Source organism: Streptomyces sp. AN091965 (assembly GCF_022698285.1).
Taxonomy (GTDB): Bacteria; Actinomycetota; Actinomycetes; order Streptomycetales; family Streptomycetaceae; genus Streptomyces.
On sequence record NZ_JALDMY010000001.1, the window covers coordinates 724,918 to 743,943 of the forward strand.

At 71.6% G+C, this 19,026-nt stretch carries 20 protein-coding genes; 9 read left to right on the forward strand and 11 right to left on the reverse strand.

What is annotated here, in order from left to right; all coding sequences use genetic code 11:
- Positions 1 to 20: 20 nt before the first annotated feature.
- Positions 21 to 620, reverse strand: a complete 600-nt coding sequence (locus MQV74_RS02670) for a carbonic anhydrase (protein WP_242714373.1) — start codon at positions 618 to 620, stop codon at positions 21 to 23.
- Between the two features lie 124 nt (positions 621 to 744).
- Here MQV74_RS02670 and cynR point away from each other — a divergent pair, with 124 nt between their 5' ends.
- The 4 genes from cynR (at position 745) to MQV74_RS02690 (ending at position 4,316) form a co-directional block, all read left to right on the forward strand.
- On the forward strand, positions 745 to 1,638 hold the full coding sequence (gene cynR / locus MQV74_RS02675; protein ID WP_242714374.1) for a transcriptional regulator CynR: 894 nt from the start codon (positions 745 to 747) through the stop codon (positions 1,636 to 1,638).
- A gap of 31 nt (positions 1,639 to 1,669) precedes the next feature.
- Positions 1,670 to 2,605: a PhzF family phenazine biosynthesis protein gene (locus tag MQV74_RS02680; RefSeq protein ID WP_242714375.1), complete on the forward strand. Its 936-nt coding sequence runs from the start codon at positions 1,670 to 1,672 to the stop codon at positions 2,603 to 2,605.
- A 208-nt stretch (positions 2,606 to 2,813) separates the two neighbouring features.
- The gene (locus MQV74_RS02685; RefSeq protein ID WP_242714376.1) at positions 2,814 to 3,047 is read left to right on the forward strand and encodes a hypothetical protein; all 234 of its coding nucleotides are present in this window, start codon (positions 2,814 to 2,816) and stop codon (positions 3,045 to 3,047) included.
- 138 nt (positions 3,048 to 3,185) lie between these two features.
- Positions 3,186 to 4,316 (forward strand): NAD(P)/FAD-dependent oxidoreductase, encoded by a 1,131-nt coding sequence (locus tag MQV74_RS02690; RefSeq protein ID WP_242714377.1) that lies wholly within the window; start codon positions 3,186 to 3,188, stop codon positions 4,314 to 4,316.
- 121 nt (positions 4,317 to 4,437) lie between these two features.
- Here the strand turns inward: MQV74_RS02690 and MQV74_RS02695 are convergent, their stop codons facing one another.
- Together MQV74_RS02695 and MQV74_RS02700 are read right to left on the reverse strand one after the other, a co-directional pair.
- Positions 4,438 to 5,118, reverse strand: a complete 681-nt coding sequence (locus MQV74_RS02695) for a pyridoxamine 5'-phosphate oxidase family protein (protein ID WP_242714378.1) — start codon at positions 5,116 to 5,118, stop codon at positions 4,438 to 4,440.
- A 169-nt stretch (positions 5,119 to 5,287) separates the two neighbouring features.
- Positions 5,288 to 5,869, reverse strand: coding sequence for a TetR/AcrR family transcriptional regulator (locus tag MQV74_RS02700; RefSeq protein ID WP_242714379.1), 582 nt, complete (start codon positions 5,867 to 5,869; stop codon positions 5,288 to 5,290).
- A 324-nt stretch (positions 5,870 to 6,193) separates the two neighbouring features.
- Here MQV74_RS02700 and MQV74_RS02705 point away from each other — a divergent pair, with 324 nt between their 5' ends.
- Entirely contained in the window at positions 6,194 to 7,366 is a 1,173-nt protein-coding gene (locus MQV74_RS02705) for an agmatine deiminase family protein (protein ID WP_242714380.1), read from the forward strand.
- A 67-nt stretch (positions 7,367 to 7,433) separates the two neighbouring features.
- Here the strand turns inward: MQV74_RS02705 and MQV74_RS02710 are convergent, their stop codons facing one another.
- From MQV74_RS02710 to MQV74_RS02720, 3 genes are all read right to left on the reverse strand, one after another.
- The gene (locus MQV74_RS02710) at positions 7,434 to 8,897 is read right to left on the reverse strand and encodes a WGR domain-containing protein (protein WP_242714381.1); all 1,464 of its coding nucleotides are present in this window, start codon (positions 8,895 to 8,897) and stop codon (positions 7,434 to 7,436) included.
- Positions 8,898 to 9,047: 150 nt separating this feature from the next.
- Positions 9,048 to 9,341, reverse strand: coding sequence for a hypothetical protein (locus MQV74_RS02715; RefSeq protein ID WP_138957601.1), 294 nt, complete (start codon positions 9,339 to 9,341; stop codon positions 9,048 to 9,050).
- A 230-nt stretch (positions 9,342 to 9,571) separates the two neighbouring features.
- Positions 9,572 to 10,156, reverse strand: coding sequence for an isochorismatase family protein (locus tag MQV74_RS02720; protein ID WP_242714382.1), 585 nt, complete (start codon positions 10,154 to 10,156; stop codon positions 9,572 to 9,574).
- A 145-nt stretch (positions 10,157 to 10,301) separates the two neighbouring features.
- Here MQV74_RS02720 and MQV74_RS02725 point away from each other — a divergent pair, with 145 nt between their 5' ends.
- A complete protein-coding gene (locus tag MQV74_RS02725) occupies positions 10,302 to 10,766 on the forward strand; it encodes a MarR family winged helix-turn-helix transcriptional regulator (protein ID WP_242714383.1) in 465 nt (154 codons plus the stop codon).
- An 11-nt stretch (positions 10,767 to 10,777) separates the two neighbouring features.
- Here the strand turns inward: MQV74_RS02725 and MQV74_RS02730 are convergent, their stop codons facing one another.
- Together MQV74_RS02730 and MQV74_RS02735 are read right to left on the reverse strand one after the other, a co-directional pair.
- Complete coding sequence (locus MQV74_RS02730) at positions 10,778 to 11,293, reverse strand: DinB family protein (protein ID WP_242714384.1); 516 nt, start codon at positions 11,291 to 11,293, stop codon at positions 10,778 to 10,780.
- Between the two features lie 11 nt (positions 11,294 to 11,304).
- Positions 11,305 to 12,033 (reverse strand): tRNA-dependent cyclodipeptide synthase, encoded by a 729-nt coding sequence (locus tag MQV74_RS02735; protein ID WP_242714385.1) that lies wholly within the window; start codon positions 12,031 to 12,033, stop codon positions 11,305 to 11,307.
- 595 nt (positions 12,034 to 12,628) lie between these two features.
- Between MQV74_RS02735 and MQV74_RS02740 the strand changes: the two genes are divergently transcribed.
- On the forward strand, positions 12,629 to 13,240 hold the full coding sequence (locus MQV74_RS02740) for a DUF4360 domain-containing protein (RefSeq protein ID WP_308402372.1): 612 nt from the start codon (positions 12,629 to 12,631) through the stop codon (positions 13,238 to 13,240).
- Positions 13,241 to 13,363: 123 nt separating this feature from the next.
- On the opposite strand, the gene MQV74_RS02745 is transcribed toward MQV74_RS02740, so the two are convergent.
- Positions 13,364 to 14,023, reverse strand: a complete 660-nt coding sequence (locus tag MQV74_RS02745; protein ID WP_242714387.1) for a DUF1707 SHOCT-like domain-containing protein — start codon at positions 14,021 to 14,023, stop codon at positions 13,364 to 13,366.
- A 389-nt stretch (positions 14,024 to 14,412) separates the two neighbouring features.
- On the opposite strand from MQV74_RS02745, the gene MQV74_RS02750 reads away from it, so the two are divergent.
- Positions 14,413 to 16,761, forward strand: a complete 2,349-nt coding sequence (locus MQV74_RS02750; RefSeq protein ID WP_242714388.1) for a hypothetical protein — start codon at positions 14,413 to 14,415, stop codon at positions 16,759 to 16,761.
- A gap of 147 nt (positions 16,762 to 16,908) precedes the next feature.
- Here the strand turns inward: MQV74_RS02750 and MQV74_RS02755 are convergent, their stop codons facing one another.
- Entirely contained in the window at positions 16,909 to 17,157 is a 249-nt protein-coding gene (locus MQV74_RS02755; protein WP_242714389.1) for a hypothetical protein, read from the reverse strand.
- A 245-nt stretch (positions 17,158 to 17,402) separates the two neighbouring features.
- On the opposite strand from MQV74_RS02755, the gene MQV74_RS02760 reads away from it, so the two are divergent.
- Entirely contained in the window at positions 17,403 to 18,170 is a 768-nt protein-coding gene (locus tag MQV74_RS02760; protein ID WP_242714390.1) for a hypothetical protein, read from the forward strand.
- A 35-nt stretch (positions 18,171 to 18,205) separates the two neighbouring features.
- Here the strand turns inward: MQV74_RS02760 and MQV74_RS02765 are convergent, their stop codons facing one another.
- On the reverse strand, positions 18,206 to 18,898 hold the full coding sequence (locus MQV74_RS02765) for a HalD/BesD family halogenase (protein WP_242714391.1): 693 nt from the start codon (positions 18,896 to 18,898) through the stop codon (positions 18,206 to 18,208).
- Between the last annotated feature and the right edge of the window lie 128 nt (positions 18,899 to 19,026).

Below are 19,026 nucleotides of genomic sequence, written 5' to 3' on the forward strand. Positions count from 1 at the left end.
GTGGGGGGGGGAGAGGCAGGTCAGGCCGCGAGGGCCGGGCGCGCGTCGGCGGTGAGTTCCTCGACGGTGCCGGTGGGGATGTCGAAGACCCAGCCGTGCAGCCGCACGCTGCCCTCGGCCAGGGCGCGGGCCACCGACGGGTGGGTGGCCAGGTTCGCCAGCTGGGCGGCCACGTTCTCCCGAATCAGCGCGGCGACCCCGTGGCCGTCGCCGGTGGCCCTCGTACGGGCCAGGGCGGCGTCGGCGTGCCGCAGCCATCCTGCGATGGCCGGGGCGCCGCCGAGGTCGTGGCCTTCGGCGAGGGCCGTCATGGCTCCGCACGCGGAGTGCCCGCAGACGACGACGTCCCGTACGCCGAGGACGGCGACCGCGTACTCGATGCTGGCGGCGACGCCGTCGGCACCGGGGGTGTGGGCGGGGACGAGGTTGCCCGCGGTGCGGATGACGAACAGTTCGCCGGGGTCGGTCTGGGTGATCAGCTCGGGGACGACGCGGGCGTCGGAGCAGCCGATGAACAGCGTGCCGGGCTGGTGGGTGGTGGCCAAGTGGGCGAAGAGTCCGGCCCTGGCGGGGAAGGCCTCCCGCTGGAACCGGTCGACGCCCTGAGCGAGGTGACGCATGGCCCTGACTCCCTTCGTTCGGTCTGTCGGTCGGGCCGACGTCATTCACTGTGCACGACCTGCACCTATAGCGTCCAAGACGCACTATCACTCACTCCTATTGCTCTCATCTATAGTTGGGCGTATGAAGCCGGAACTGCGTCATCTGCGCTACTTGCTCGCGGTCGCCGAGCACGCCAACTTCACCCGCGCCGCCGAGGAGCTGCGCATCGCCCAGCCCACCCTGTCCCAGCAGATCAAGCAGCTGGAGAAGGCCGTCGGCGTCCAGCTCCTCGAGCGCACCGGCCGCACCGTGCGCCTGACCGACGCCGGGGCCACCTACGCCCACTACGCCCGGCGCGCGCTACGGAACCTCGCGGCGGGCGAGCGTGCGGTGCTCGATGTGCAAGACCTCTCGCGCGGGCACCTCCGCCTCGCCGTCACCCCCACCTTCACCGCGTATCTCACCGGCCCGCTCGTCGCCGGCTTCTACACCCACCACCGCGGCATCACCCTGGACGTGCGCGAGATGACCCAGGACCGCATCGAGGCCGACCTCCTGGCCGACCGGCTCGACCTCGGGATCGCCTTCAGCGGCGACCACCTTCCGGGCATCGAGGCCACCGCCCTGTTCACCGAGGCCCTCAGCCTGGTCGTCGGCCCCCACCACCCCGACCTCGGCGCGCCCGGGCCCCTGCCCGTCACCGGCCTCGGCGAACGTCATTTCGCGCTGCTCAGCGGGGACTTCGCCACCCGCAGGCACATCGACCAGCACTTCGCCGACCACCACGTGCGGCTGCGGATCGCGCTGGAGGCCAACTCCATCAACGCCCTCACCGAAATCGTGGCGCGCGCCCCGCTGGCCACCGTCCTGCCCGACGCCATCGCCCACGACCACCCCCACCTCACCCCCATCCCCCTCACCCCCGCGCTCCCCTCCCGCACGGTCACGCTCCTGCGTCGCGAGAGCACCTACCAGAGCGCCGCAGCCCGCGCCTTCGCCGAACGGGCCGTCGCGTGGGCGCAGGCCCTCACATAGGGCCACTGCCGTCCCGTCTACGCTACGGCCCATGCCCATCACCGAAGGTTCCGCAGGCCCCCGTACGAGCGGCAGCGGCCTGCCCGTCGCCGTCGTCGGCGCGTGTCTGCGCGACGGGCGCGGCGGGAGCCCGACCGCCGTGGTCGACGGGATGCCCGCCGACGAGGCCGAGCGGCGGCGGATACCGGCCCTCCTCGGCACCTCCCACGCCGTGTTCGTACGCGAGGAAGGGCCCGAGGAGGGTCATCAGGGCGGCCTGCCCGTTGTGTCTTTGCGGTTCGCGACCGCTGAGGGTGATCTGCCCGCGTGCGGCCACGGCACGGTGGCCGCACTCGCGGCCCTCGCGGACCGCGCGTCCACGGCGGAGTACCGAGCCGTGCTCCGGACCGTGACAGCCACGTTCACAGGCCGCGCGGTGCGCCGCCCGGGCGGGCTCGTCGAGGCCTCCTTCGAGACGGACTCGGTCACGCTGCGCGCCGCCGACCCCGCCGAACTCGAACGCGTCCTGCCCGCGCTGGGCCTCGACGCGGCCGCCGTCGGCGAGGCGTACGTCGCCACCCTCGGGCGGCCGCGGATGCTGCTCCCGCTCCCGTCCCGCGCGGCGCTGGCCGATCTGGCCCCGGATCCGGACCGGTTGCGCGCCGCGTGTGACGCGTTCGGGCTGCTCGGCTGTTACGTCCACTGCGAGCCGGGGGCCGACGGCCGCGCCGCCGCGCGCCTGTTCGCCCCGTCCATCGGTGTCCCGGAAGACATCGCGAACGCCAACAGCACCGCGTGCCTCGCCGCGCTCCTGGCGACGCGCGGGATCGACCGCGTCGCGGTCGACATGGGTGATTCCCTCGGCCACCCCGCCACGATCTCCGCGGGCAGCAGGACGGGCCCGCGAGGGCGTCTCGTCCACGTCGGCGGTACGGCCCAGGTCGATCGCAGGCTCCTCCTCGGCGCGCTGGACGCTCCGCCTCGGTGATCAACGCCCTCCGTGTCGCACTTCCAGGGTGGCCGCTCGGCGGCTCAGCACAGCAAGAGCGCCGCTTGCCAGGGCAGTTCGCCGAGCGGGGCATCGGGGTTCGCCGCCCAGCGCAGGGCCGGACTCCGCCCGGCCGGTCGCAGACCGCGGCGACCGCGGCGACCGGCTGGCGGTTCCAGTCCGGCTCCTTCAGCGCGAGCGCGGCCAGTTGCAGGGCGCGGGCGACACCGGGCGCGCCGTAGCACCAGCCGCCGCGGGCCTCGGCCAGGGCGGGGCGGGCACCATCGCCAACCTGTCGGCCCACTTGGCGCGTCAGCTCTCGGGCGCCCGCATCGACCCCGTCGAAGTGGGCGGCGAACGGGCGTTGGCGACGTACCACGACGGCGTGCTGCGCTGGATCGACTGCTTCGACGTCGTCGACGGCCGGATCACCACGGTCTGACGGGTGGCCAATCCGGAGAAGCTCGCGCACACCTGTCACACCTGACGCTCCTGTGTTGTCTCCCTGGCGGACCCATCAACGGGTCCATCGGCGGGTCCATCGGTGGACCCATCGAGGGATCCGGACCAAGGAGAGAGCATGAACCACATAGTGATCGTCGGCGGCGGCTTCGCGGGCGTCTGGAGCGCCGCCTCAGCCGCCCGGGTGCGCGGGGACGCCACCCTGCGGATCACTCTCATATCGCCCGCCGCGGACCTGGTGTTGCGGCCGCGCCTGTACGAAGCCGAGCCGGAGCGGGCGGTGGTGCCCCTGAAGCGGATCCTGGAGCCCGTCGGAGTCGCGCACGTCCAGGCCACGGTGACGGAGATCGACACCGCGGGCCACCGTGTCGTCACCGACGACGGTGAGGTGCTCACGTACGACCGCCTGGTCCTCGCGACGGGCAGTCAGCTGATCCGTCCGCGGATGCCCGGGGCAGAGCGCGTCTTCGACGTCGACACCCTGGACGGGGCCCTCGCCCTCAAGGAACATCTGCGCGGCCGCGCCGACTTCACTGCCGTGGTCGTCGGCGCCGGGTTCACCGGCCTGGAGGTCGCCACGGAGCTGGCCGGGCGGGGCCGGGTGATCCTGGCGGACCGGAGCACCGTCGTCGGCCCGGAGCTCGGCGAAGGGCCGCGCCCGGCGATCGAGGCGGCCCTCGACCGGCTGGGCGTGGAGCGGCGCCTCGGCACCACCGTGACCGCGGTGAAGGACGGCTCCGTGCGGTGGGCGGACGGCACCTGGACCGAGGCGGACGCGGTGATCTGGACCGCCGGGCTGCGGGCCAGTCCGCTCACCGCGTGCGTCGAGGGTCCCCGGGACCGGCTCGGCCGCCTGGAGGTGGACGCCCAACTGCGGGTCTCCCCGGACGTGTTCGCGGCGGGCGACACGGCCGCCGCGCGGCTCGACGCCGGGCATGTCACCGTGCAGAGCTGCCAGTACGCGGTCCCGCTGGGAAAGACGGCGGGTCACAACGCCGCCGCCGACCTCCTCGGCCTTCCGCTCATCGACTTCGCCCCCGGCCCCTACGTCACCGACATCGACCTCGGCGGGGCGGGCGCGGTCCTCACCCGGGGCTGGGACCGCCGGGTCGAGTCCACCGGGGCCGACGGGAAGCTCGTCAAGCAGTGGATCATGGAGAAGATCCACCCGCCGGTCGACGAAGCCGAGGAGATCCTGAACGCGGCGGCGCATGTGTACGTCGTCATTCCCGGCGCCCGCGAACTGTGAGGGCCCACGAGCCGTGAGGGCCCACGAACTGTGACGGCCTGAGCCGACGCGCGACGGGAGCAGTCGTCAGCCACCCGCGGATCTCCGCGCACGGCCCGGCTGCTCCCCGGCCAGGGGCGCGCTATCCCGCTCGGGTGTTGCCGCGGACCGCGATGTGCGCGGGCGGCGCGATGCCGTCGGGCAGGAGGGGGTCGGCTTCCGGCTCGCCCCAGCTGGAGTTCAGCGGCAGCACGCCCGCCCAGATGCCGAGGGCGGCGTCGGGCCCGTCCCCGTCCTCGGGCGCGCCGGTGCGTATCTTGACCGACGCCTCCTCCAGCGAGAGCGCGAGCAGCGCGGTCGCCGCCAGTTCCTTGCGGTTGGGCCGGCGGGCGTAGTCCCACTGCCCGGGCGTCGCCTGCTCCGTGAGCCTGCGCAGGCCCGCCAGCTTCTCCTGCGGGTCCGTGACCAGGCGCGGGACGCCGTAGATCATCGCGCTGCGGTAGTTGACGCCGTGCTCGAACACGGAGCGGGCGAGCACCAGGCCGTCCACGTGCGTGACGGTCACGCACACCGCCGCCTCGGGCGAGGCGACCAGGCTGCGGCTGGCGACGGAGCCATGGAAGTAGAGATTCCGGCCGTCACTGCCGTAGACGGTCGGCACGACCATCGGGACGCCGTCGACGACGACGCCGAGATGGCAGACGAATCCGGCCTCCAGAACGGCGTCCAGCAGGGCGCGCTCGCGGCTTCCCTGCTCGCGCAGGCGGCGATGGCGGGTACGGGCCGTCTCCGGGAGCACGGATGGCAGTTGTTCGTCGGTCACGTCGCCTCTTTCTCAACACCGGCGTTCGGCACGGATCGTGGGCTTACGATATCCGCCGCCACACCCCTAGAGCACAACGAAATCCGCACCAAGTTCCCCTACTAGAAACGGAATCCCCTCAAGCGACAGCCGTGCCCTTTCCGGCACCGCCGGTACGGGCCGGGTCGCGTCACGGCTGGCCGAGGCGGGCCAGTTCCGCGTCGACGGCTTCCCGGACGAGACCGCGCGCGTGCTCCAGGGACAGGCCGCCGCTCAGCCAGCGCATGCTCAGGCCCTCCAACAGGGCCGTCAGGCGTTCCGCCGCGGCGGCGAGTGAGGCCGCAGGCACCAGCGGCCGGACCCGCCCGAGCAGCCCGGCCACGTCCTGCACCCAGACCAGGGTCGCCCGGGCCAGATCCTCGCGCAGGGCCGGGTCGAAGACGGCGCTCGCCCTCAGCTCGCCCCAGGCGGTGCTGTTCTCCCGGACCTCCGGGGAGTCCTGGAACTCGAGGAGGAGCGCCTCGTCCAGCTCCTCCCGAGGGCTGAGCGGCGCGCCGCCCTCGGCGCGCGCGGCGGTGTAGCGCTCGGCCCGCTCGTTGATGAACTCCAGCGTGTGCCGCAGGATGCCCGTGCGGTCCTTGAAGTGGTAGTAGATCAGGCCGGTGGAGACCCCGGCCTCGGCCGCGAGCTCCTCCACACGGAGCCCGCGAACACCGCGACGGGCGATCACCCGCGCGGCCGCTTCCAGGATCTGAGTACTGCGTGACGCCATGACCATGAACCCTATCCGGACAGCTGTCACCGTCCGCCCCACGGGCCGCCAGAACCGCCCTCACCAGCAGCCGTCACCGTCCGCAGGAACGGGCACACCCTCACCCGCACCGAGAATCACCGGACTGACTTACTTTTCAGTCGAGGGCGGAGCGACCCCGAAAACCCTGCCGCCCGGCCTCGACGAACGCCACCGTGAATCACCATAAACTTGGACACACTATCCCAGTAATTTGACTGAAAATCCAGTCAGGTCCACAGTGGGGTCACAGTCGCCTGTCCCCCACCACTGGACGGCTCGTCGGTCCATGAATCGGAGCGCACCGTGTCCCACCTCTCCCCCTCCCGCCGCGCGGCCCTGCGCGCCTTCGCCGTGATCGGCGGCGCGCTGGGCCTCGGCGCCACCACCGCCTGCGGCTCCGACAAGTCCTCACGGACGGGGTCCGACACCGGTACCGGTACCAAGCGGGCCAAGGCCACGGACAGCGGGCGCCGCTTCGGCGCCGAGTGGGAGAGCCACACGCGTACGTTCATGTCGTGGCCCGCGCTGGCGTCCGTCTGGGAGGAGGACCTGCCGTACGTGCGCGAGGACATCGCCCGCATCGCACGGGCCGTCGGGGAGTACGAGGCGGTCGTGATGATGGCGCGGCCCGACCAGCAGAAGGCGGCGCAGCGGGCGTGCGGCTCGCAGGTCGAGGTCATCCCGCTCGCCGTCGACGACCTGTGGGCCCGCGACACCGTCCCGGTCTTCGTGGAGGAGGACGGCGAAACCGTCGGCGTCGACTTCAACTTCAACGGCTGGGGCAACAAGCAGGAACACACCAACGACGGCCGCGTGGGACGCACGCTGCTGCGCGAGTACGACATCCCCCGCGTCAAGGCGCCGCTCGTCTCCGAGGGCGGCTCCTTCGAGACCGACGGCGAGGGCACCCTGCTCATCACCGAGAGCTCGATCGTCAACGACAACCGCAACCGCGGCAAGTCCCGCGACCAGATCGAGGACGAGCTGCTCGAGACCCTCGGCCTGGAGAAGGTGATCTGGCTGGCGGGTGTCCGCGGCGAGGACATCACGGACGCGCACGTGGACAGCCTCGTACGGTTCACCGCACCCGGTGTCGTCCTCCTGGACCAGGCCTTCCCCGGCACTCCCCCGGACTCCTGGTCGCGCTCCGCCGACCAGGCGCGGTCGGTGCTGAGCAAGGCCACCGACGCCCGGGGGCGGCGCTTCGAGATCGTCGACCTGCCGCAGCCCGACCTCGACAAGATCACGGGCGAGGGCGACGACTTCGTGTCGACGTACGCCAACTTCTACATCGCCAACGACGCCGTGTTCATGCCGAAGTTCGGCGATCGGAAGGCCGACGACCGTGCGCGCGGCATCCTCCAGGACCACTTCCCCAAGCGGGACATCGTGCCGGTCCGCATCGACACCATCGCCTCCGGCGGGGGCGGCATCCACTGCTCGACCCACGACGAGCCGGGCAAGCCCGCCGACTGACGGACCGGCACCGGTCCACGGGCGGGGCGGGGCCGCCCGCGCGGGCGGCCCCGCCCCGCCCGTCCGGTCACAGGAGCCGCTGGATCTCCCCGCGCACGCGGTAGAACCCGCCCGCCGCCGCGTGCAGGGCGCCCACGGCGTAACGGGCCCCGGGCTCCCGCATCGCGCGCGGGAACTGGACCCTCCAGGAGGAGTCGTAGCCCTCGGACACCACGTGCACGCGCAGTCGGCCGCCCTCCTGGACGCACTCGACGACGACCGCTCCGGCGGGGGCGTGGGCGACGGTGGTCACCGCGGCCGCCGCGCTGTCCGGCGCGTAGGTGGGCACCGCGGCGGCCAGCTTGACGTCCCGGGCGACCGGTACCGTGCCCTGCTCCGCCGCGGAGACGGCCGCGTCGCTCGCGTCCACGCACACCAGCGAGCCGTCCGTGGTCACCAAGTACAGCCGCTCGTCGTGGTACTGCATGGACAGGGCCGAGCCTCCGCCCGTACCGAGCTTCCACAGCCGGGTGCCGTCCCGGTCGAAGCAGTACACGGACGACGCCGCGTCACCGGCGAAGACGAACCGGCCGCCGGGCGAGGTCGCGCAGGAGTACACCGCGCTGTCGCAGGCGTACGTGGCCTCGATCGCACCGGTGGCCTTGGCGAGGCGCTGGACGGCGCGGTGCGCGGTCCCGGCGTACACGGCCTCGTCCTCCTGCCAGCCGAACAGGACGCCGCCACGGGTGGCGGTGTGCCACAACTCGCCGCCCCCGTCGGGCGCGTAGGCGGTGATGCCCCGGGAGTGGCCGTGGTAGACGGCCCGGTCGTCGGCGCGGACCATCCAGGCGTGCTCGCCCCCGCTGCGGCGGGCCCACTGGTGCTCGTCCTCGTGGTCGATGACCGTGAGCCGGCCCTCGCGGTCCGACACGTTCAGCAGGCCCTCGTGGATGTCGAGCCAGAAGATGTCGACGTCCGCAGCGATGTCGTACGCGGCGAAGGGCAGCTTCGACGACAGGTCGTACACCCGGCCGTCGTCGCAGCCCGCATAGATCCAGAAGTCGTCGGCGACCAGGCACTTCACACCGTCCGGCAGGCTGAACCTGGCCAGGACGCCGCCGTCGTGGTCCAGGGTGTACACGTCCCCCGACTGGTTGCCGACCCAGCAGTGGTCGGCGTCGACGTGGATGCCGAACGCCGAGGAGCCGGTGCGGAATCGCCACAGGACGGGAGCCACGGACCGCGCGGTGGACGGGGCGGAGGCCACCTGACGCCGGGTCACCGGACGCGGGGCGCGCTGTCCGGGGATCGCGGGGGCGTACCCCTTGCGGACCTTCTCGCCCACCTTCTTCGCGGCGGCCGCACGGGCCTTCTCCGCCGTGGCGAACGTCGTGCTCTGCGTCTGTCCGTCGGCGCCGATCCTCCCGTACCGCACCGTCACCAACTGGCCCGCGACGGTCACCTCGTAGAACTTGTGCGCGCCCCCGCCGTCCTGCGACAGCTCCAGATACGTCGTCGACTCCGGCGCACCGGACATGGCGGACCCAGACATGGCAGACCCCTCCCCAGAGCGGACCCACGGCCGTTCCGGCGGGTCCCACTGCTCGAACCGTAGGAGGTCCCACTGACAATCGGCCCTGACCGGACACGCGAACGGCCCGGCGCGTGCGCGCCGGGCCGCGGTGGAGTGCCGGCGGTGCGGTCAGCCGGTGACCACGTTGTGCGCCGGGATGATCTGCGGCTCGCCGTCGGCGTGGCCCAGGTCGGCGAGGATCGGCTGGAGGATCTTGGAGAAGTTCTCGAGCGCCTCTTCGGACTCCCACACGTCGACGACCCGCCAGCCGCCGTCGACCGGCCCGGCCACGTGGGAGATCAGTCCGGGTGCGGGAATGTCGGCGAGCGAGGTGAACTCGCCGCCGTCGGTGAGGCGGTCGATGACGGCGTCGTAGAGCTCCTGCCCGACGCCGGGGATTTCGAAGGTGACGATGATGGCCATGTGGTCCCCCCACTGCCCGTTCACTGGGTCCGCCGCTCGCTCGTGGCGTGCGGCGAGATCGCTCCGGTCGGCGCGACCTCCTCATGCCTACCCGACCGCCGTCCGGGCGTCGACGGATTGCGAGCGGTGGACCGGGGCAGCTGAGGCGCGCCGAGGGTTCCCACGCCCCTGGTGAGCCGACTGCCACCCCGGGCGCACGCCGCGCCGCCACCGGGGCCGGTACGGACGGATCACGCCGGGACGAGCGCGCCGACGACCGGGACGAGGGCCTGGCCCGCCGGGCTGGTCCAGTCCCGCGCGAGGCCGGTGAGGACCATGTTCGTCGAGGTGACCACGGCGCCGGCCTGCTCCATCAGACGCAGGGCCACGTCGTCGGCGATCCTGCTGGTCGAGCCGCCCGCGTCGGCGACGACGTACACCGTGTAGCCCTGTTCGAGCGCGGTGAGCGTGGGGTAGACGGTGCACACGTCGTTGGTCACGCCCGCGACGATCAGGATGCCCCGCTGGGTCGCGGTGACCGCATCGGCGAAAGCGAGGTCGTCCATGGCGTTCACGACGCCGGTCCGCCGGACGCGCGCGGCGAATTCGGCGGGGGCGATCTCTTCGAACTCGTCGGCCAGCGGGCCCTGCGCCCGGTCCTCCATGGACGAGGTCAGGATCAAAGGCATGTCGAGGGCCTTGGCCGCCTTCGCCAGCGCGAGGGCGTTGGCCTTCAGGACGTCGCGGTCGGTCGAGCCGACCCAGCTCATGGTGCCGACCTGATGGTCGATCAGCAGGACGGCGGTCTCGCCGGGCGGAAGCATCTCTAACGGCATGATCGTCCTCTCTCGGACCGGGGACCCGCGCGCGGGCCCCGCATGGCGAACACACCGAGGAACGTATCAGGCACCTTATAAGGTGGAGAAGACATGAGCCGGTAGCCTGAGGCCCTCGGGCGCTCGGAGAGGAGGTGCGGCACCCATGGTCACGGACTACGGGCAGCGACTGCCGTACATCATGCGGATGGTCAGCAACGCGCTGTCGCAGCAGCTGGAGCGCACGCTCCGGCAGTTCTCCCTCAACCACGCGCAGTTCGCCGCACTGGCCCAGCTGGGCCTGGAGCAGCCCGGTGGCCTCTCCGGAGCCGAGCTCGGGCACCGCGCGGGCGTCACCGCGCAGTCCATGTCCGCCGCGGTCGCGTCCCTGCTCGACCGGGGGCTCGTGTCCCGCACCCCGCACCCCACGCACGGCCGGATCCTCGAAGTCCGCATCACCCCCGAGGGGCTGGACCTGGTCGAACGTGCCCAGGCGGCGGCCAAGCACGTCGAGGACCGCGCCGTCGCCGGGCTCACCCCGGCGCAGCAGGGCGAACTCCGCGCCCTGCTGGGCCAGATCACCCGCACCCTCGGGCTCTACGCACCCGAACCGCGGTCGCCGCAGCCCTGAGCGGCCCGCGCCTAGTAGTACCCCTTCGTCCCGTCGAGCAGTTCCCTCACGATGTCCGCGTGGCCCGCGTGCCGTCCGGTCTCCTCCACGAGGTGGATGAGCATCCAGCGGAGGTTGGCGCCGCCGGAGCGGTAGTCGGAGTGGCAGCCGACGTCGTCCAGGGAGGCCGCGGCCACGATCTCGTTGCTCCGGGCGCACTGGGCCTCGTACTCCGCGAGCAGCTGTGCCAGCGGGATGCCGTCGGCCCGCCAGTCGGCGTCCTCGACCGTCTCGTCGAAGGACGGGTTCCGCGTCTCGTCGCCGCCGAGGAAGAGCACCTCGAGCCAGGTGTGCTCGGTCCACCGCATGTGGCGGACGAGCCCGGCCATCGTCATCGCGGGCGAGGTCGGAAGGACGGAGCGGTGCGCGTCCGCCTCGCTCAGGCCCTCGCACTTCCGGCGCAGGATCTGCCGCTGGAGATCCAGCCAGCCGACGAGCGCGGTGCGTTCGTCGGCCTGCAAGGGGGGACGTTCGAGTGAAGGGGTCATGCCCGGGGACGCTAGTTTTCCGGGGCCCCCGCTGTCGCCCGGTTTTCTTCCGGGCGCAGGACGAGATAGCCCTGGCGGGGGCTGGGTGACCAGGGCAGGCGGTGCGCGAAGAGGGCTTCGACGAACGGCGTCGTGCGGTGGTAGACGTACACCGAGGTCTCCACCCCCGCGATCCGCGGGGTGTCGATGAGCAGGGGGATGTCGGCGAGGAAGTACCGCACCGCCTCCTCGACCTGCCCCTCCGTCGGCTCGCCGGGCATGCGGTGGGCGAGGACGCTGCGCGAGGCGTCCAGGCACATGGCACGGAAGGCCGGGTCGGCGGCGAACCAGTGCCGGGCCTGCCAGTGCAGCTCCTGGAAGGCCTCGTTCGGGCGCAGGTGCTCCCAGTCGAGGAGGAACGGGTCGGTGTCCACGTGCCCGATGGCGTGACCGGCGGCGTCTCCGGTGGCGTTTCCGGCGGCGTGGGCGAGGCCGTCGCGGATCCGGTTGCGCATCTTCAGCCCGTTCTCGTGCGCCCGCCTTCGGGCCTTGTCCGCCGCTATGCCCGTGGCGGTGAGGGTGTACTGGGAAGGTCCGTCGGGGAGGTGGAAGTGGACCCGGTCGAAGCGGGGCAGCACCCACTGGCAGAGCTCCGCGACGCGCGCCCGCTTGAAGTAGGAGTTGAACGGGCTGATCCCCACGCAGGCGTGCTGGGCCAGCTCGGCGAGGCCGCGGCAGCGGGCGGTGAGGGGTTCGGCCACGAATCCTCCGCGTCCTCCGCGGCCGCCGCGCTCGCCGTCTCCTGCGCGGCCACAGCTACAGCTACAGCCGCAGCCGCCGAAGAGTGCGTTCCGGTCGGCGATCACCCGCGTACCCTAAGCGCCGCACGGCCGCCACGCCGGCTGTACCGGGCCGGTGCCCCTCGAATCACGTAATCACGTACGCCTGCGGAATCCGTACGGGAGGACGGACCGGTTCGACAGGCGGTGCGGGAGTCTCACCAGGAGCACGGGAGCCTCACCAGGAGCACATGCCACACCTCCTGCGCCCCGTCGCGCACCGGCAGAGCGCCCACGGATCTGAGGGCGCTTCCGGCGCCGTACTTGGCCGAACTTCCCCTAGGCACCCGCACTCTTGGTACGTACCATTCGTGTCGCCTGAGGCCCTCAGTCAGCGGGCGGCCCGCTCGTCCCCCATGCCCGCCCGCTTGGCATGCCCCACCTGATTCCTCGTGGGCACATGCCCCCGCTCCTGAAGCCGCTCACCTCACCTTCAGGATCCAGGCTCCATCAACGCGATAGGAAAACCATGGCCGGTGGACTTTTCGCGAGCGGCGCGCTGACCGCGTTGTTCGCCATGGCTCTGGCTCCACCCAGCACGTCCCAAGACGTCCCCACGACTCCCCCATCACCCGCCGAGAGAATCCGGGTCGAGGTCGCCACAGTCAACGGATCAGGCTGTCGGGAAGGAACGGTCGCCGTGGCGGCCGCCCCGGACAACTCGGCGTTCACCGTCACCTACAGCGACTACCTCGCCAGTGCGGGAGAGCAGTCCGACCCCGTCGACTACCGCAAGAACTGCCAGCTCAGCCTGATCGTGCACGCCCCGGTGGACTACACCTACGCGATCGCGAGCGTCGACTACCGCGGCTACGCCTCACTGCAGTCCGGTGCCAACGGCGTCGAGAAGGCGTCGTACTACTTCCAGGGTTCGTCCGACACCACGTCCGAGAGTCACCGATGGCGCGGCCCGTACGCCGACAACTGGCAGGCGACCGACTCGAAACCGTGGGAAGACCTGGACTGGGCACCGTGCGGCTCCAGGCGGAACCTCAACGTCAACACCGAGCTGCGGGTCCTGCTCGGGTCCTCGGACCCCGGCAGGACGAGCTTCATGACCATGGACTCGACCGACGCCAAGGTCAGCAGCGTCTACCGACTCGCCTGGAAGCCGTGCCCGAGCACGTAACCGGCTTCCCCGAGCGCACCAGCGCGGCAGTACGCGTACGACCGCTCGGCGTGGAACTCTGAGCCGAGGGTGAGCGGGAGGTCCCGCCTGTGGGCCGGGCCTCCCGCTCTACCGGTGATGACGTCACGCGCCCGTGGCGAGGGACGCGGGCCTGCGCAGCAGCCACTGCCCGAACGTCCGGCGCGGAGGCCGCACCACCACGCGGCCGTGCGCCTTCTGGCCGACCAGCTCCACCCGCAGCGTGACCGGCGTTCCGGGGTCCGTGGCTGCCTGAAGGTGCTTGACCTTGCTGTGCACCAGGTGCAGCCCGTCCGTGTCGACCACGACACCTGGCCGTGTGATCAGCGTGAGGGTCTTGCCCGTCATCCCTACGTCGATCCGCAGGGTGTCGTGCGTGATCACCGCGTCGGTGAAGTCCAGGGTGACGGCGCAGTACATGACCGCGAGCTCCAGCTTCCGCGGCACCACCCAGCGTCCCGTGCGCTCGATCGCACTGCTGTGGACCTGTTCGAACCGCACCACGTCCTTGGCCTCCGCCGCGGCCGCGCCGACCGTCGCCGACGCGGGCGGCAGGTCGGCGGTGAGCACGGCCAGTTCGCCCAGGGTCCGCGCAGACAGGGCGACTTCGAGGCGCTCGTCCAGCTCGTCGGCCGTCAGCAGGCCGTCCCCCGCCGCGACGCGCAGCACCTCCACCACACGGTCCCGGTCCGCGTGCGAAGCACGCAGCGCGGGCGACGAGCCGGGTCCGGCGGACTTTCCGGTGGGTGAGATCTCTCCCGACATGCTTCCGTCCTGGTCCTGTCGAACGTCTCCGCGCGACACCGGCGGCCACGCGAGCTGAAGACTAACGCTATATCGCGACACTGATCCCGGCCAGGCCCTGTCAGCGGAAGGCCTGCGGCGCGGCCGGTCTGCCCTCGGGCGTGCCCTCGGGGGCCTCCCGCCCTCCGGGCGTGCCTGACTAGAACGGCGTGACGAGGGCGGTCCGGACCAGGAGCTGTCCGTCCGGCCTCGTGAAGGGGCACATTCCGTACGGCTGTGGGCCCGGAGTCGAGCGGACGGGACACGTCATGCGGCGGCACGAAGAGCGAAACGAGAACAAGAGCGCGGGCAAGGGACAGCCTCCGCCCCAGGCAGCGGCCGTGCCTCAGGCGGGTGTCGGCCAGGGGCCCATGACCCCGGCACGGACCGTGGCGTTGACCGGCCTGGTGGGCAATCACGTGATCGCGCGGATGGTCGACCAGGAGCGCCACACTCACGGCGCGGGCTGCGGGCACCCGCGCGTGGAGGAGACCGTTCCGAAGGGGCGGCGCGCCCCGGTCGTGGCCCGGGCCAAGGACAAGAAAGGCAAGGGGAAGGCGTCGGGGAGCGGCGGCGGGGCCTCGTGGGAGCAGCGCGCCAAGGCCATCGCCGAGATCGGCAGACAGCACACCTGCGAGCAGCCGAACAAGTCGTGGGGCCGGGTCCGCGACGAGATCACCGTGCGGTACCCGCGCTCCTACAAACACCAGCCGGACGAACAGAGCCTCCGGCACATCGCGCGGGCGCTGTACAACGCCGTCGAACACCAGGAACAACAAGCCCAGCAGAGGGGCCGGAAGACGGACGGCAAGCAGGCGAAGCCGCAGGGCGTGCAGATGGTGGGTGACCCGAACCAGGAAGTACAGGTCATGCTGTACAACGGCCACTTGGTCATCACCGCCAATCAGGACGCCTCCCTGGACCTGCTCCACCAGTGGCTCCTCGACGACGATGCCAAGCAGGGCAAGGCGACCGCACAGGACGCGCCGGGCCACCGGCTGCGGCAGGTCCTGACCACCGACTTCAACGACGCAGGCCACGAGCCGGACCTGGAGGAGGAAGCGGAGGAGGCGCCGGCGGAGCGGGGCAAGCGCCCGGCACCGGCGAGCGGCCACACGCGCAGCAAGCGCCGCAGGACCGAGGGCGGAGACACCGCGCGGGCGCCGTCGAAGGGCCAGGACCCCGACCGCGCCTACCGCGACCGGCAGGCGCGCTTGAAGATCGGTGAGGGCCTCCGTCCACCGGAGCGGGAACAGCCGGGCACACCGATGGACGCGGACGGCGGCGCCGACGCGCAGTCCGGTTCGTTCGTACGGGACAACCGCACGCTCCAGGCCCTGCGGAGCGTGAAGCACGTCCGCAAGGTCGACGTCTCCAATGAACTCGCGGAGGATCCCGCCTACCGGCAGCACCTGGCCATGCTGCTCTCCGCCAAGGCTTCGGGATATGCGTACCTGCTGTACAACAGCGGATCCGACGGTGTGCAGCACGCCGAGCAGAAGCTGCTGATGTTGCTCAACAACGCGGACATCACCGGTGAGAACGCCGAGGGCGACGTGCTGATCCGCGGCCGGAAACGACCGTGCCAGGCCTGCCTCGGTCTTCTGAACTACTTCAAGAGCGAGATGGGAATCGACATCCGCTACAACGACAGGGGCAATCACTACTTCATCAACGCCGTCGACACCGCCACGCAGAGCTTCCCGGGGCAGGCCGCGGTCAACACCGAGTCCGTGGACGGCCACCTCGGCGAGCAGCTGCGTCACGGCCGCATGTTCGCCGCGGCACCCAGCGGAGCCACGCCCGCACCCGCCTTCCCCGCAGAGGGAGTTCACGAGCCCGAAATGGGTGCCGAGGGCGGCGTGGAACAGCGTAAGCAGCTCAAGAAGTACACGACGGCGGACGGCAGGACCGGGCGGCTCTACCCGCGCAACGCGGGACTCAAGGGGCCGCTGGACACCCCGTCCACCAGCGAGGCCGACGACCCCGCCGCGGCAGCGGGCACGCGGGGCGCCCTGGAAGCCACCTTCCGCCAGCTGTCCCTCCGGGACACCAAGGAGACAGCCGGGACGAGCGACCTCGAGTCCGCGCCCGACAACAGGGAACAGCGTGCGCGGGAGGAGCAGGAAAGGCGGCAGGCGTGGTTCGAAGGGAACATCGTGCCCCAGTTGCGCACGGCGGCCGGTGCGGAGTTCTGGAAGGTGGTCGAACAACGCACGGACGGCGGAGGGAAGTTCGGGACGGTCTTCCCTGACGCCCTGCGCCGGAAGATAGCGGAACTGACGGCGGCGGACCCCGAACTCATCCACCCCATCCGGCAGCGACTGCGCGTCTCCCTTCAGGCCATGACGAAACAGCTCGGCAGGACCGGTCAGAACACGCGCAGGCTCGCGCGCCCCATGAAGGAGGTTCCGGGGGCGGAGAACGCGATCGAGGCGGCCATGCCCGAGGGATTCCGCAGCGGCTGGCTGGAGCTGAGGACGAAGAACCAGGGCAAGGAGGGGAAGGAGATCGAGAAGTGGAATCCCAAGGAGAATCTGCTCACCGAGGGATTCGACCGCTCGCTGTACGGGATCATGTTCGAGAGTGAGCACCCGGTGTCCGCCAACTCCGTGGCGGACAAGCTGTTCATCCCGCAGGAGACGTTCAAGCGCCGGGTGAAGAAGATGAAGGAGAAGTACGCCCAGGACGAGACCGGGGAGAGTTCCGCCCGGCAATGACGGCGACGGACCCCGGTGCGCGGTGCCCAAAGGCTGAGCCGTACATCACTCTTGGCGCAGGGGTCGCGTCACCTCCCCGGAGGCCCCGGGTCAGTTCGGCCGGGAGGCACTGCGCCGCCCACCCCGCTTCCCGGGCCCCGGGTCTCCTCAGTCCTCGTCGAGGATCTCGTACCGCGCCACGTCCAGCTCGTCCAGGACGGCATCCAGCGACCGGCCCTGCAGCATCGCCACCCGCTCGGTCTGTGCCACGGCCCACCCCGTCAGGCACATCAGCAGCAGGCGCAGGCCGTCCACGCCGTGCTCCTCAAGGACCCGCCCCGACACCCGCCACGCCTCGGCGGGGACCCGCTCCGGCGGCTCCGCTCCGGCCACCGACCGCATCAGTGCGGCGGTCACCCCGGAAATCTCCGGCGCCAGCGCCGCCAACCTGCGATCCGACTCCGCATCCACCGGCCCGCACCTCCTCACCGCTACGGCCAAGACGACCTCAGCCAACCGCAAAAGCCCCCTCCGCACAGGCGATCCCGGCACCGCGCACCCGAACGAACGAGGACCGCCGCCGGACCTGGCCGGATCGCGCGCTTGTCGACGTGTCCGCCCCTCGCGACGCTTGCCCTTTCCACCAGGTACAGGGGGGGCACATGCCGTTCTTCAGCAAGGGGCCCGACCACAGCGAGCCGCTGCAGCGAATCCTGCGTGAACTCGGCGAGTTGCGGCAGCGCGTCGACAGCCAGCAGCACGCCGTCGACCAAGCCCGGCAGGACGCCAACGCCGCCATTGCCACCGGGCTCACCGAGATCCGGTCCGTCGTCCGGGACGGGCTCGACCGCGGCAACGGCACCGTCCGGGACCCGCTCACCCAGATCCACACCGAACTCGTCGCCATCCGCGCAGCCCTCACCGAACTCAACCGTGCGGGGCCCGCGTCACAGCGGCCTCCCACCGTGTCCGCGCCCACGCCCGGGCTCGACGAGGACGACGAGGAAGAGGACTACGGCACGGGCAACGGCCGTCAGGACGAGAGCGGTACCGCTCACACGGACCTCCTCCGCAAGGCCGCGGGCATCTCCGCCGCCAGGCTCCAAGTACACCGGGACACCTGGGCGTTCCTCGTGGAGCACGCCGGGCAGGACCGCCACTTCCACATTCCCGGAGACGTCAAGGAGGAGCACGGGACCGTGACCGTCGACGTGTCCGGCCTCAGCCTCGTCGCCACCCTCACACGCCTCCGTGACACCCAGCACGCCCCTGGGGTCGATCCCGGTACCGCGGCCATCGCCCACCACCTGTACGAGCGCGTCGCCGCCACCGTGCGCTCCCTCGCCGCCACACCACACCCCGACAACCAGCCCGTCACCATCGCCGTCGACGACCGCGCGGCACCCCCTGACGATCAGGACCGGCCATAGCCGACGTGCCGAAAGCCGTGGCCGCGCCCGTGTGCTCAGCCGTACAGCTCGTGGGCGGACGGGGTGGTGCGGACTTCCGCGTCCGAGCGGGCGTAGGCGAAGTTCAGCACCGTACGCCGTACTCCGGATCGGGTCAGCGGTGTGACGCGGTGGGCGGTGGTGTCGCTGCGCAGCAGGTAGGCGTCGCCGGGCGCGTGGTGAGCCGTGCGCGCGCCCGTGCCGGTCATGGCGGTCAGGGCCGTGGTGTGCGGAGTGAACTCGACCAGGCCGCCGTCGGCGGGGTCCGGCGGCGCTTCGAGGAAGACGACCAGCGCGTAGGGGTAGTCGTCGGTGTGTGCGCCGTGGGTGTCGTCCTGGCGGTGCAGGATGTTCAGGACGTGCCGTTCCAGTGCCTCCGGGACGGCGGTGGGCTTCTCGCCGACGGCCGCCGCCAGCAGGGCCAGCAGCTCCCCGTCCGCGTAGAGGCGGTGAATCAGCCGTGACTCCCGCGCGATGACGTGGCCGCCCAGCGTCGTCATGCGGCGGGGCGAGCCGTCCATGCAGGCCATGGCGAAGTCCCTGCGCCGCGCCCGCCGTTCGAGCCTGCGTGACTCCGCGCGCAGGGTCGCGAGCCCGTGCCGGGTGAGCAGACCGGGCAGGGGGAGGTAGCCGTCCGTCGCGAAGCGGGTGCGTGCGGCGCCCGTGTCGTACTGGCACGCGAGGGCATCGGCGTGGAACAGACGGGTCATGGCTGCTCTTTCACGGTCGAGGCGTCCGGGACGCCAAGACGTTCCCCCGGCGGTGCCCCGTTCACGCCGGGCGCCGCGGGAACGACCGGAAACACCTCGCCCGGTACGCCGAGGGCCCACGGTCAGCC

Excerpts from the sequence above, each read along its gene's own strand:
- MQV74_RS02670 (WP_242714373.1), bottom strand. The coding sequence starts at position 620 with ATGCGTCACCTCGCTCAGGGCGTCGACCGGTTCCAGCGGGAGGCCTTC.
- cynR (WP_242714374.1), top strand. The coding sequence starts at position 745 with ATGAAGCCGGAACTGCGTCATCTGCGCTACTTGCTCGCGGTCGCCGAG.
- MQV74_RS02680 (WP_242714375.1), top strand. The coding sequence starts at position 1,670 with ATGCCCATCACCGAAGGTTCCGCAGGCCCCCGTACGAGCGGCAGCGGC.
- MQV74_RS02690 (WP_242714377.1), top strand. The coding sequence starts at position 3,186 with ATGAACCACATAGTGATCGTCGGCGGCGGCTTCGCGGGCGTCTGGAGC.
- MQV74_RS02700 (WP_242714379.1), bottom strand. The coding sequence starts at position 5,869 with ATGGCGTCACGCAGTACTCAGATCCTGGAAGCGGCCGCGCGGGTGATC.
- MQV74_RS02710 (WP_242714381.1), bottom strand. The coding sequence starts at position 8,897 with ATGTCTGGGTCCGCCATGTCCGGTGCGCCGGAGTCGACGACGTATCTG.
- MQV74_RS02715 (WP_138957601.1), bottom strand. The coding sequence starts at position 9,341 with ATGGCCATCATCGTCACCTTCGAAATCCCCGGCGTCGGGCAGGAGCTC.
- MQV74_RS02720 (WP_242714382.1), bottom strand. The coding sequence starts at position 10,156 with ATGCCGTTAGAGATGCTTCCGCCCGGCGAGACCGCCGTCCTGCTGATC.
- MQV74_RS02725 (WP_242714383.1), top strand. The coding sequence starts at position 10,302 with ATGGTCACGGACTACGGGCAGCGACTGCCGTACATCATGCGGATGGTC.
- MQV74_RS02730 (WP_242714384.1), bottom strand. The coding sequence starts at position 11,293 with ATGACCCCTTCACTCGAACGTCCCCCCTTGCAGGCCGACGAACGCACC.
- MQV74_RS02740 (WP_308402372.1), top strand. The coding sequence starts at position 12,629 with ATGGCTCTGGCTCCACCCAGCACGTCCCAAGACGTCCCCACGACTCCC.
- MQV74_RS02745 (WP_242714387.1), bottom strand. The coding sequence starts at position 14,023 with ATGTCGGGAGAGATCTCACCCACCGGAAAGTCCGCCGGACCCGGCTCG.
- MQV74_RS02750 (WP_242714388.1), top strand. The coding sequence starts at position 14,413 with ATGACCCCGGCACGGACCGTGGCGTTGACCGGCCTGGTGGGCAATCAC.
- MQV74_RS02760 (WP_242714390.1), top strand. The coding sequence starts at position 17,403 with ATGCCGTTCTTCAGCAAGGGGCCCGACCACAGCGAGCCGCTGCAGCGA.
- MQV74_RS02765 (WP_242714391.1), bottom strand. The coding sequence starts at position 18,898 with ATGACCCGTCTGTTCCACGCCGATGCCCTCGCGTGCCAGTACGACACG.